The organism is Rhodococcus koreensis (assembly GCF_900105905.1).
GTDB lineage: Bacteria > Actinomycetota > Actinomycetes > Mycobacteriales > Mycobacteriaceae > Rhodococcus_F > Rhodococcus_F koreensis.
The window spans coordinates 5144308-5156327 of record NZ_FNSV01000005.1; the positions used below are offsets into that span (position 1 = coordinate 5144308).

The 12020-nt window shown below is 68.9% G+C and carries 11 protein-coding genes; 9 read left to right on the forward strand and 2 right to left on the reverse strand.

Annotated elements, in window-relative coordinates; genetic code table 11:
• Window positions 1-219: 219 nt before the first annotated feature.
• From BLV94_RS28080 to BLV94_RS28110, 7 genes are all read left to right on the forward strand, one after another.
• On the forward strand, window positions 220-1053 hold the full coding sequence (locus tag BLV94_RS28080; RefSeq protein WP_072942574.1) for an SDR family NAD(P)-dependent oxidoreductase: 834 nt from the start codon (window positions 220-222) through the stop codon (window positions 1051-1053).
• Window positions 1050-3122 (forward strand): acetate--CoA ligase family protein, encoded by a 2073-nt coding sequence (locus BLV94_RS28085; RefSeq protein WP_072942572.1) that lies wholly within the window; start codon window positions 1050-1052, stop codon window positions 3120-3122. The genes BLV94_RS28080 and BLV94_RS28085 overlap by 4 nt, the downstream gene beginning before the upstream one ends.
• Before the next feature lie 19 nt (window positions 3123-3141).
• The gene (locus tag BLV94_RS28090; protein ID WP_072942570.1) at window positions 3142-4341 is read left to right on the forward strand and encodes an acyl-CoA dehydrogenase family protein; all 1200 of its coding nucleotides are present in this window, start codon (window positions 3142-3144) and stop codon (window positions 4339-4341) included.
• A 4-nt stretch (window positions 4342-4345) separates the two neighbouring features.
• Window positions 4346-5074 carry an enoyl-CoA hydratase/isomerase family protein gene (locus tag BLV94_RS28095; protein ID WP_072942569.1) on the forward strand — a complete coding sequence of 243 codons (729 nt, stop codon included), beginning with the start codon at window positions 4346-4348 and terminating at the stop codon, window positions 5072-5074.
• Window positions 5075-5148: 74 nt separating this feature from the next.
• On the forward strand, window positions 5149-6558 hold the full coding sequence (locus BLV94_RS28100) for an MFS transporter (RefSeq protein ID WP_072942567.1): 1410 nt from the start codon (window positions 5149-5151) through the stop codon (window positions 6556-6558).
• 161 nt (window positions 6559-6719) lie between these two features.
• Window positions 6720-7094, forward strand: a complete 375-nt coding sequence (locus BLV94_RS28105; RefSeq protein WP_072942565.1) for a nuclear transport factor 2 family protein — start codon at window positions 6720-6722, stop codon at window positions 7092-7094.
• Between the two features lie 70 nt (window positions 7095-7164).
• The gene (locus BLV94_RS28110; RefSeq protein ID WP_072942564.1) at window positions 7165-8268 is read left to right on the forward strand and encodes a DUF6777 domain-containing protein; all 1104 of its coding nucleotides are present in this window, start codon (window positions 7165-7167) and stop codon (window positions 8266-8268) included.
• A 9-nt stretch (window positions 8269-8277) separates the two neighbouring features.
• On the opposite strand, the gene BLV94_RS28115 is transcribed toward BLV94_RS28110, so the two are convergent.
• The gene (locus BLV94_RS28115; RefSeq protein ID WP_072942562.1) at window positions 8278-9087 is read right to left on the reverse strand and encodes a CPBP family intramembrane glutamic endopeptidase; all 810 of its coding nucleotides are present in this window, start codon (window positions 9085-9087) and stop codon (window positions 8278-8280) included.
• 184 nt (window positions 9088-9271) lie between these two features.
• Between BLV94_RS28115 and BLV94_RS28120 the strand changes: the two genes are divergently transcribed.
• Together BLV94_RS28120 and BLV94_RS28125 are read left to right on the forward strand one after the other, a co-directional pair.
• The gene (locus BLV94_RS28120) at window positions 9272-10414 is read left to right on the forward strand and encodes a TIGR03364 family FAD-dependent oxidoreductase (protein WP_072942561.1); all 1143 of its coding nucleotides are present in this window, start codon (window positions 9272-9274) and stop codon (window positions 10412-10414) included.
• Window positions 10415-10463: 49 nt separating this feature from the next.
• A complete protein-coding gene (locus BLV94_RS28125) occupies window positions 10464-11165 on the forward strand; it encodes a phosphonatase-like hydrolase (protein ID WP_072942559.1) in 702 nt (233 codons plus the stop codon).
• A 93-nt stretch (window positions 11166-11258) separates the two neighbouring features.
• Here the strand turns inward: BLV94_RS28125 and BLV94_RS28130 are convergent, their stop codons facing one another.
• Window positions 11259-12014 (reverse strand): GntR family transcriptional regulator, encoded by a 756-nt coding sequence (locus BLV94_RS28130; protein ID WP_072942558.1) that lies wholly within the window; start codon window positions 12012-12014, stop codon window positions 11259-11261.
• Window positions 12015-12020 lie beyond the last annotated feature (6 nt).

The following is a 12020-nucleotide window of genomic DNA, read 5'->3' on the forward strand; positions in this document are numbered from 1 at the left end:
CGCATCAGTCAGACCGCTCTATCCGGACCCGGAAATCGCCAACGGCCGATCTGAACGCGCATAAGAGCAGGTAAATGGTGGTAATCACGCTAAATTCACATCTGATCGTCGGATCAGTTTCGACGCAACCCTTGACATCTGTGGGCTGGATCACGGTATAACTGATGCATCAGTCAGACCCCATTGGTCGGAACAGTAGCGACGAGAGGCGAACGCTCGATGGAATGTGAGAACCCAGGTGGAGGCGCCGGGCAGGTGCTGCGCCCCGACGTCCATCGCGGGCGGGTGGCACTGATCACCGGTGGAGGCACCGGGATAGGGCGCGCGATCGCACTGGACATGGCGCGGTGTGGAGCCGACGTCGTGATCAGCGGCCGCAGGCCCGAGCCCCTCGAGAAGACCGTCGCCGAGATCGAGGCACTGGGCGGACGGGCGCTCGCCGTGCCCGCGGACATTCGCGAAGAAGAGCAGGTGACCGCCCTGGTCGATCGGGCCCTGGAGCGGTTCGGACGCATCGACATTCTGGTCAACAACGCCGGCGGTCAGTTCGCGGCGCCGGCCGAGGACATCACGAGCAAGGGGTGGCGCGCCGTTCACCGTCTCGCCGTCGACGCCACGTGGGCGGTCACCCGGGAGGTCGCCGTCCGAGCGATGATTCCGCAGCGGTCGGGATGCATCTTCTTCATGGCGTTCTCCCCGCGCAGGGGGATCGCATCGATGGTCCACGCGACGTCGGCCCGCGCGGCCCTCGAAAATCTCGCCTCCGGACTGTCGCTGGAGTGGAGCCGGTACGGAATCCGGTCGATCTGCATCGCCCCCGGCACCATCGCCACGGAGGGCATGGAGGAGAACTACACGGAAGAGGCCCGCGCGCAGTGGACGTCGGCGGTGCCGCTCGGACGCCTGGGCACGGCCGAGGACGTGTCCGGGGTCGTCACGTTCCTCGCCTCGCCCGCAGGCAGTTACGTCACCGGGACCACGCTGGTGATCGACGGCGGCGCCGACGCCTGGGGCACCGGCCACCCCGCACCGAAGGTCGAGGAGACCCGATGAGCACGATCACCGGCCGCGACCTCACGGCACTGTTCGATCCGCGCTCGGTCGCGGTCCTCGGTGCGAGCAACGACGAGACCAAGTACGGCAACTGGATCAGCGTCCAGGCGCTCCGGATGACGGGCCACCGGTCCGTCCACCTCGTCAACCGGCGCGGCGAGCGCATCCTCGGTCAGCCGTCGCTCCAGAGCCTGTCGGAACTCGACGAACGGGTCGACCTCGTCGTCATCACCGTTCCGGCACAGGGATTCGAGGAGGCCGTCGACGACGCCCTCGCGGCGGGCGCCACCGCGATCGTCGGTGTCACCGCCGGCTTCGCCGAACTCGGCGCTGCCGGAAAGGCGGTGCAGGATCGGGTGGTGGCGCGGGTGCGGGCGGCCGGAGCGGTCCTGCTCGGGCCGAACTGCCTGGGTGTGCTGGATTCGAGCACCGCGCTGACGCTGGCGTCGAACCCGCTGCCCGCCGGACGGGTCGCGCTGCTCTCGCAGAGCGGCAACATGGCACTCGAACTCAGCCAGTTCCTCGAGGCTCGCGGACACGGGTTCTCCCGGTTCGCCTCGCTGGGGAACCAGGCGGACCTCGGCGCCGCCGACCTCATCCGCTCGTGCGTAGAGCACGACGAGACCGAACTCATCGCCGTGTACTGCGAGGACTTCGGCGACGGGCGAGCGTTCGTCGATGCCGCCGCTCAGGCGTCGCGGGCAGGGAAGCCGGTGCTGCTGCTGACGGTGGGCGGCAGCGAGGCCTCCATCCGTGGGGCGCAGTCCCACACGGGATCGCTGACCTCCGACAGCGCGGTCATCGACGCGGCCTGCCGCGCGGCCGGGGTGTACCGGGTGTCGAGCCCGCGGCAACTCGCGGACGTCGCCGCGACACTCCTCGGGTACGGACCGGCGGAGGTGCGCCGGGTCGGTGTCGTCGCCGACGGCGGCGGGCACGCGGGTGTCGCGTCCGACGTGGTGGAGGCGGCCGGACTCACGGTTCCGGAGTTCCCCGCCGACATCAGCGGCGCACTGCGCGACCTGTTGCCGCCGTCCGCCGGAGTGACCAACCCGGTCGACCTCGCGGGCGCCGGGGAACAGGACATCACCTCGTTCGTCTCGGTCCTCGACATCATCCTGCAGAGCCCGGCGGTCGATTCCGTGCTTCTCACCGGATATTTCGGCGGCTACGGGAGTTACGGCGAGAACCTGGCGCGCAAGGAGATCGAGACCGCCCGCGCGATGGCGGAAACGGCCCGCGCCCACGGCAAGCCGGTCGTCGTGCACACGATGCATCCCGACAGTGCCGCGGCGAGGGTGCTCGCCGACAGCGGGGTCCCCGTCTTCCGCGCGGTGGAGGATGCCGCCGGGACGCTCGGTGTCATCGCCGAAACCACTGCGCCGCAACATCAGTCGAGTACGGACAGTCTGCCGTCCGCGCCGGTGACCAGCGACGCGTACTGGGATTCGCGCGAGCTGTTCCGCGGCGCCGGCGTCGAATTCCCCGCGGCACGTCTGGTGCGGAATTGCGCCGAGGCGGTGGCGGCGGCCGAAACCGTCGGATTCCCGGTGGTCCTGAAAGCGATGGGCCTGCTGCACAAGTCCGACTCCGGCGGGGTCGCCCTGGGTCTGGGGTCGGCGGAACAACTCGCCGACGCGTTCACCCGCATGGACGCCTCGCTCGGAGCGTCCGCCTACTGCGTCGAGGCGATGGCGGACCTGAGCGAGGGCGTCGAACTCATCGTCGGGGTCCAGACCGACCCGCGGTTCGGTCCCGTCGCCATGGTCGGTCTCGGCGGCATCTTCACCGAGGTCCTCGCCGACGTGTCCTTCGCGCTGGCGCCGGTCGACGCGGAGACCGCCCGCGGTCTGCTCGACAACTTGCGGGCGTCCGCCCTGCTCCGAGGGGTACGCGGCAGGCCGCCGATCGACATCGACGCCGCCGCGGACGCCGTCGCCGCGATCACGGCCGTGGCCACCGCACACCCCGAGATCGCGGAACTCGAGATCAACCCCCTGCTCGTCACCCCGAAGCAAGCCCTCGGACTCGACGCGCGCATCGTCCTGAACTCATCGAAAACCAACTGACACAAGGAAGTTCTGAACCATGGAATTCGCATACAGCCCCCGCCTCGCCGACCTCAAGGAGCGCGCCCGCGCCCTGACCGACACGATCATGCAGTTCGAGGACGAGTGCGAACGCAACAACGGGATCTCCGACGAATCCCACGCCACCATCAAGGCGGCCGTCCTCGCATCGGGACTGCAGGCGATCAACACCCCCGTCGAATACGGCGGCGCCGGACTGACGGTGCTCGAGCAGGCCGTCGTGCAGGACGAACTCGGCAAGCTCACCAATGCGCTGTGGGACACGGTGTGGCGGCCGGCGAACCCGCTGACCCACGCGACCCCCGAACAGCGGGAGCGCTACCTGATCCCCGGCGCCCGCGGCGACCGCCGCGACGCCGTCGCGATCTCCGAGGCCAACGCCGGTTCGGACTTCTCCGCGGCGAGCACCACCGCGACCCCCGACGGCAACGGCGGCTACATCATCAACGGCGAGAAGTGGTTCGTCACGGTCGGTGACGTCGCCGACTACCTCATCGTGCTGGCCAACGTCGAACCCGATCACGCCGCGACGATCTTCCTGATCGACGTCGACACGCCGGGCGTGAAGATCAAGCACATCCCCCGCTACACGCACACGTTCGTCTACGAGCACCCCGAGTTCACGTTCGAGAACGTGCGCGTCGGCGCGGACGCCGTGCTCGGCGGCATCGGGCAGGGCCACGACCTCACCCGGGACTGGTTCACGGAGGAGCGGCTGATGATCGGCGCACGCACGATCGGTGCGGCCGAGCGGGCGCTGACCCTGGCCGTCGACTGGGCGCGGGAGCGGGTGCAGGGCGGCGAGCCGCTGATCAACCGTCAGCTGATCCAGGGCATGATCGCCGATTCCGTCGTGGACATCACCACCAACCGGGCGCTCACCCACCAGGTGGCGTGGGAGTTCGACCAGGCCGACCCGAACGATGCCGATCTGCGAAAGACCCTGCACGCCAAGGCCGCGACGGTGAAGCTCGCCGCCTCCGAGGCGTCCAACCGGGTGGTGGACCGGGCCGTCCAGATTTTCGGCGGCCGCGGCTACATCCGCGACTACCCCGTCGAGCGGCTGTGGCGCGAACTGCGCGTCGACCGCATCTGGGAGGGCACGTCGGAGATCCAGCGCCTGGTCATCGCGAACGAGGCCAACAAGCGGGGTCTCGAGAACCTGCTGTCCTTCCGCTACGAGGCCGGGGAGAAGTAACACGATGCCGACCGAGAACATCGGAACCGTCGACGTGCGCCGGGACGGCGACGTCGCCGTCGTCACCCTCCGGCGCGAACAGAAGCGGAACGCGCTGTCCACGCACATGGAAGCCGCACTGCTCGCCGCGCTGGGCTCACCCGAGGTGAAGTCCAGTCGGGCCGTGGTCGTCACCGGGGGCGACTCGGTGTTCTCGGCCGGCGCGGACGTCACCGAACTGCGGGAGATGACGCCGGAGGCGATCGCCGAGTACTACCGGACCTCCGGGTCGGTGTACGAGGCGCTCGCGGCGCTCCCCCAGCCCACGGTGTCCGCGATCACCGGCTACTGCCTCGGCGGCGGCCTCGAACTGGCCCTCGCCACCGACATCCGGGTCGCCGATCCGGCCGCGGTCTTCGGGTTCCCGGAGATCGGCATCGGGATCCTCCCCAGCTCCGGCGGCGTCACCCGCATCACCCGCATCGTCGGGGCCGGCCGTGCCCGCGACCTCGTCCTGCGCGGTCGGCGCTTCGATCACGCGGACGCCGAACGCTGGGGCGTCGTCAGCGAGATCGCCCCTCCGGCGGAGCACGTGAAGCAGGCCCTGAGCATCGCGCACGAACTCGCGGCGTATTCGCCTCTGGCGCTGAGCATCACCAAGCAGGTGCTGGATGTCAGTGCGGACGCCCCGCACCACGCGTCGCTGCTGCTCGAGCAACTCGCCTACTCGGCGCTGAACAAGACAACCCCTTAGCGGTACCGGCCGAGTACGGCCGACTCGACCGCCACCCCGAGGGTGACGGCACCAATCTACGTAGTGGAGACGACATGAGTTCCTTCGACGTGATGGACAGACCCGCCAAACGCGGGTTCCACACCAAGCTCCTGATCGCGTGCTGTGGCGGACCATTCCTGGACGGGTACGTCATGAGCATCATCGGCGTGGCCCTGCTCGGCGTGCACGAGCAGCTACACCCGACGACGGCCGAGGCGGGGTTGATCGGTGCGGCCTCGCTGATCGGTATCTTCTTCGGCGCCACCGTGTTCGGCTTCCTCACCGACCGGGTCGGCAGGGAGAAGATGTACGCCCTCGACCTGGTGGTGCTGGTTGTCGCGTGCGTGCTGTCGGTGTTCGTCCAGTTGCCGTGGCAGCTGATCGTGCTGCGGTTCGTCATCGGCGCGGCCATCGGTGCGGACTACCCCATCGCCACCTCGCTCCTCACCGAGTTCACCCCCACCAGGAAACGCGGCGCGATGGTCGGGATGTCCGCCGTCGCATGGTCGGCGGGCGCCGTGGCCGCCTACGTGGTCGGGGCGCTCGTCGTCGGAATCTCCGGCGGCAACGACCACTGGCGTCTGCTGCTCGCGTCGAGTGCGGTTCTGGGTCTGATCGTGATCCTCGTGCGGCGCGGAATCCCGGAGTCGCCGCGGTGGCTCCTGAAGAACGGCCGGGTCGCGGACGCGGAGGCCGTGGTCGAGCAGATCTACGGCGAAAAGCTGGATCTGAGCACCGTCACCGTCGAAGACACCGCCGACAAGCCGAAGGCGGACATCAAGATCTACTTCCGGGGCCAGTACCTCGCCCGGCTGATCATGTGCAGCGCTTTGTATCTGGCGGTCGTCACCCCGCTCTACGCGCTGCTGACGTTCCTGCCCACGATCCTGTCCGGCTTCTCGATCTCCGGCGACGGTTCCGCGGGGCTCATCGTCGAGACCGTCATCATCGGGCTCATCGTCGCCGGATCCATTCCCGCGCTGTTCCTGGTCGAGAAGTGGGGCCGGCGCCCGATCGCCGTGGTCCCGTTGGCGCTGATGGTGATTCCGCTGGCCGGGCTGTGGTTGTGGGCGGACGGACCGCTCTGGTTCGTCGTCGCCGCCTTCTGCGCGTACGCGTTCATCTCCGGCGGCCCGAGCATCCTGGTGTGGATCTACCCGAACGAACTCTTCCCCACGGAGTTCCGGGCTACGGCCGTGGGAATCGCCACCGCCGTCAGCCGGTTCGGCGCTGCGACCGGCACTTACCTGCTGCCGCTGAGCATCTCCTCGCTGGGCACCGGCACCACGATGCTGTTCGGGGCGGTCCTGACGGCGGTCGCGTTCGTGATCTGCTTCTCCATGTCGCCCGAAACCAAGGGCAAGTCGCTGGAGGAGGTGTCGTCCGTGTCCGCGGCGCCGGTGACGGGGAGGAGCGCTCCGCGGCTGGAGAAGCTGGAGGAGGCGTCCGCGCCGCGAACCTGAGAGATCGCCTTCCTCCGCCCCTGCCGACCTTCGCTCCCGTCGGCAGGGGCGGACCCCTGCGCGGTCACGTCCCGCTGCCTGGGAGAAGGGGCTCCCCACCGGCGCAGTGCTGCGTTACTCTCTCGGCTAGAACACGTTCTATTCGACTGAGGAGTCGCATCATGGCACCGTCCGCAGAAGACATCCGCAAGACCGTCGAGAGGTACATCGAGGCGGTGGCCACCGGGACCGCCGCCGACGTCGTCGCGTTGTACGCCGAGGGCGCCACCGTGGAGGACCCGGTGGGCACCGAGCCGCGGACCTCGGTGGAATCGCTGCACGAGTTCTACGGGGTGATCGAACCGCTGAAGCAGACCGGCGAACTCCTGACGCTGAAGATCGCCGGCAACTCGGCGGCGTTCCACTTCTCCCTCGTCACCGACCTCGGTGAGCAGAAGCTCGAGATCGCGCCGATCGACGTCATGACCTTCGACGACGACGGCAAGATCACGTCGATGCGGGCGTTCTGGTCGCAAGAGGACATGATCACCGGTTGACCGACGGCCGGGCCGGCAACCACACCGCAATACGGCCCGGCCGATCAGCGACTGTGCCTACGATGGCGGGGTGGCCACCGACGACGCCGGGCCGGCTGCACGGCGTGCCCGACGCAGACGAGTCGTTCGAGCCGGTACGCGCCCCGGGCGCGCACCGCGTAGCTGGCTGGCGGTGCTCGGAGCCCTGACCGCGGCGGTGACCGTGGCATGCTCCTCCGATTCCGGGGGCAACCCCGACCCGATCGACCTCGATCGGGCCACCGACCAGGGACAACTTCCGTGGACCGAGGTGCTGCTCCCGCCGCAGACGCCGACGACGGTCCCGTTCGGCCCGCCCGGAACCGACCTGCCGGGCGAGCCCCGGGCCGCCGGTATCCGGGTGATCGGTGACCGCGCCGGACTCTACGGCGGAAGCCCCGACCGGGTGCTCTGCGACCGGCAGCGTCTCGTCGACGACCTCGAGGGGGATCCGGCGAGGTTGGAGGCCTGGTCGAGTGTGTTCCAGGTCGATGACGTGCGCAATTACGTCCGGACCCTCACCCCCGTCCTGCTCCGCGCGGACACCCGCGTCACCAATCACGGCTTCGACGACGGCCACGCGACGGCATTCCAGTCGGTGCTCCAGGCCGGGACCATCGTGCTGATCGACGACCACGGCGTTCCCCGCGTCCGGTGCATGCGCGGCAGCCCGCTGCTGTCCCCGGTGGTGAACCAGGACGCGAAACTCGAGGGCGATCCGTGGCCGACTTTCCAGCAGGACCGGCTGTACGTCGTGCAGCCCTCCAACCTGGCGATGACCGAAGTGGCCGTGGTCGACCTGATGACCGGCGGATTGTCGTCGGTGCCGATCGGCTCCGGTCCGCAGCAGCCCGCGGAGCGCCCGAATCCGGTAGCCCCCGTGGAAGCCCAGGCGCCGGTGGTCGATTCGCCGCCCGCCGTGGTGCAGCAGGCCGCTCCCCGGCCCGCGCCTGTCCCCTCCCCGGAACCCGCGCCTCCGCCACCGCCGCCGCCACCACCTCCCCCGCCGCCGGCACCCGTCGCCGTGCCGCCGCCCGCACCCGAGCCGCCGGTGTACAACCCGCCGCCGGCTCCCGCGCCGGTGCCCGCTCCGCCGCAACAGATTCAGGTGCAGATACCGGGTCTGCCGCCGATCGTCATCCCGATTCCGAACTGACGACCTCGCCTACAGGGTGACGAGCGCGGCGTTGATCACGATCGCCTGGGTGAAGAGCGTCCAGTCGTTGATGATGTGCGCGCCGGTCGACACCCACAGATTCTTGGTGCGGATGTACGCGAGCGTGAGCACCAGCCGGGCCCCGCCGATCACGATGAACGCCTGAGCGAAGTTCCAGTCGTAGGTTTGCAGATGCGCGGCGCCGAACCAGACCGCGCTGAGCAGCCAGGCGAGGACGATCGCCGTCTTGCGGGACAGCTTCGCCTTGGCGTACAGGAAATACAGCAACGCGAGGAACGGGACGATGGTGAAGACTTCCTCGCCCACCAACTGGATCCCGGTTCCCACGTAGAACGCGGCCGTGTCGAGCACGCCACCCTTGCCTGCATCCTCGACGGCTTCGTTGGACGCCACCCCGAACAGGGCCTGCACGATCAGCGCCAGCGCGGACGTGACCACGAGGTTGAGTACCGCGAAGCCGATCATCGTGAGAACGTCCCGGCCGTGCACCTTCCGGAACAGTGCGGTCCAGTGCTCCCGCGTCACCATCGCCAGCACGACGAGTGGGATGCCGACGAACAGAATCCGCGGAATCAGCGCCACGAGATTGCCGGGTTGCGGGATGAGGACCAGGGCCGCGAATCCGACAACGACGGACACCCACATCAGGATCCACTGCCGCGTCGACAGCGCTGTGGGCGTCCCGTTGTAGAACGGGAAGTCGGTGTCGTCGCGGCGTTCGATCAGGGGTCCGAAGCGGTCGCCGGGCGACGCCGGTTCGTAGACGGGGGCTGCGCTGGATCCGGAAGCACCACTCATATTCGCCCCTCTGCGGTGGGTGGACGCGAGAGGCAATTTTCGCAGCAACCGCCTGCCGGTGCCACCCGGCGCGCCCGCACAGACTCGCAACGGACGGTGAACGGACGGAAACTTATCTATACCTGTGGTGAATTCGAACCACTTGTATTGACAAGTTGAATGTCCGGGGGTCAAGGTGGAACTCATGACACAACAACGACGCTACGACGTGGTGGTGGTCGGCGCCGGAATCCTCGGTCTCGCGCACGCCTACCACGCGCTCGACCGCGGCCTGTCGGTAGCGGTGATCGATCATGCCGACCGCGTCGCCGGCGCATCCGTCCAGAACTTCGGCCACGTCTGCATCACCGCCCAGTCGGGTGTCGCCCGCGACTACGCGCTGGCCGGCCGGGAGCACTGGCTCGACCTGTCGCGCAAGGCGGGGTTCTGGATCTCCGAGTCCGGAACATATTGTGTGGCACGGCACGACGACGAAATGGCCGTCATGACCGAGTTCGCGGACAGGCGCGGACCTGCCGAGGTGGAACTGCTGCCGCGCGAGCGGATCCTCGCCGCGCTCCCCGTCTCCGGCGATCGCGTCGTCGGAGGCATGTATCTGGCCGGCGACCTCCAGGTGGACCCGAGGGAGGCGGCCCCCGCCATCGCGCGGTGGCTCGACGCGTCCGGCGTCGACTTCTTCTGGCGCACCGCCGCAGCCGGATTCGGCACCGGAGTGGTCCACACCTCGCGGGGCGATCTGCATGCGGAGACGGTGTTCGTCACCGTCAACCACGACATCGACCGCCTGTTCCCGGAGCAGGCCGAGCGGCGGGGGCTCCTGCGGTGCCGGCTCCACATGCTGCGCGCGAGGATGCCGTTGCCCGCACCGTTGCCCGGGCCGCTGTTCACCGGCTGGTCGCTCGTGCGGTACAGCGGTTTCGCGGAACTGCCCACGACGGCGGCACTCGCGGCGCGGTTGCGCGCGGAGCACCCCGACTGCGCCGACCTCGACCTCCACCAGATGTACACCCCACAGCCCGACGGCTCGACCCTGCTGGGAGACACCCACATCCGTGATATTTCGGCGGAGCCGTTCCAGGCGGAGCAGGGGTTCGAGGTGCTGATCCGCGAGGCCGCCGCCCTGTTCGGCGTCCCGGACGTCACCGTCACCGCGCGCTGGCAGGGCGTGTACAGCTCGGCCCCCGACTCGGAGTTCCTGATCGAGGAGCCCCTCGACGGGGTGCACATCGTCACCGTCACCACCGGCATCGGCATGACGACCGGCATAGGTCTGGCGAAGGACCGGATCGACCACCTCTTCGGCCGCGAAGTCGCATCAGAGCACTGAACAAGTTATCCCACAAGCACATTCACCGAGATTCGAGAGGACCACGACAATGGGAACACATCACCGGGACATCAGCCTCGTCGTCTTCGACATGGCAGGCACCACCGTGGAGGACAGCGGGCTGGTGCAGCAGTCCTTCCTCGCCGCGGACGCGCATGCCGGGCTGTCGAAGACGGACGACGATCGGCGGCGGATGCTCGAGTACGTCTCCGACACCATGGGCCAGTCCAAGATCGTCGTCTTCCGCCACCTCAGCGGCGGAAACGAGGAACAGGCGCAGGCGGCGAACAAGGAATTCGAACGCTGCTACGCGCAACTCGTCGACGACGGCCGGTGCAGCGCCGTTCCCGGCGCCGAGGAACTCCTCGGCTCCCTGCGGGAGCAGGGCATCAAGACGGCGCTCACCACCGGGTTCGCCCACGAGACGCAGATGTCGATCATCCGCGCGCTCGGCTGGGAGGACGTCGCCGACGTCGTGCTCTGTCCCGGTGACGGCGTCCGCGGCCGCCCCTTCCCCGACATGCCGCTGACCGCGCTGATGCGCGCCGGCGCCCCGTCCGTGCAGTCCATGGTGGTGCTCGGCGACACCACGTCGGACATCACCACCGGCCTGCGCGCCGGAGCCCGCGCCTCCGTCGGTGTGCTCACCGGCGCCCACGACGCCACCCAGCTGTCCGAGGCCGGGGCCACCCACGTCCTCGACAGCGTCGCGGACCTGCCCGGTCTGCTCGACCGGCTGCGCAGCGCCTGATCCGCCCCCGCCTCCGCGACGAACGGGACGCTCGTTGCGTCAGATCGAACGAGCGTCCCGTTCGTCGCACCGGAATCGCCTGCCGGCCGCCGACTAGAGGCCGTTGCTGTCGCCCGGCGGGACCCGCGGGTCGACGGTCCGGGCGTTCACGATGCTGAAGGCGACGAGGTCGGGCCGGTACCGGTCGTCGGCGTACTCGAAGATGTCGCCGTGCTGATCCCGCGACGTCCGGCGTTCCCGCAGCAAGGGGCTGCCGGGGGCGATGCCGAGATGTTCGGCCTCGGCCTCGGCGGCGGCGACGGCGTCGAGTACGTGCTCCATCGATTCGAACCGGACGCCGCGGGAGGTGAGGTAGTCGGTGATCGACCCGGAGTCGATGTCGAACTCGAACAGCAGGGAGCCGACGCGGTCGGTGAACGTGCTCCGCTCGAGCATCGTCGGTTCGCCGTCGAGCAGTCGGACGCGGAGAACCTCGACGACGAAGTCGTCCGGGTCCGCTCCCAATGCGGCGGCGGCGGGTTCGGACACCCGGCGGCGGGAGATCTCGAGCGTGCGGCTCCCCGCGGTGCGGCCGGTGCGCCGCGCCCACTGGGTGAACGGGGTGAACGTGTCCAGCGTCTGTGTGATGTCGTGGCTGCGGACCACGGCCGGCTTGCCCTGGGACAGCTGGATGAGCCCCTCGTTCTTCAACGTCGCGAGGGCCTGGCGCACCGGGCCGCGCGACACCTCGAATTCTGCGCACAGCATGCTCTCACTCGGCAGAGACTCTCCCACCGCGTACTGCCGCTGCATGATGCGCTGCCGGAGCTGGACCGCGACGAACTCATGGCGGGAGCGTGCCTCCACCATTGCGCA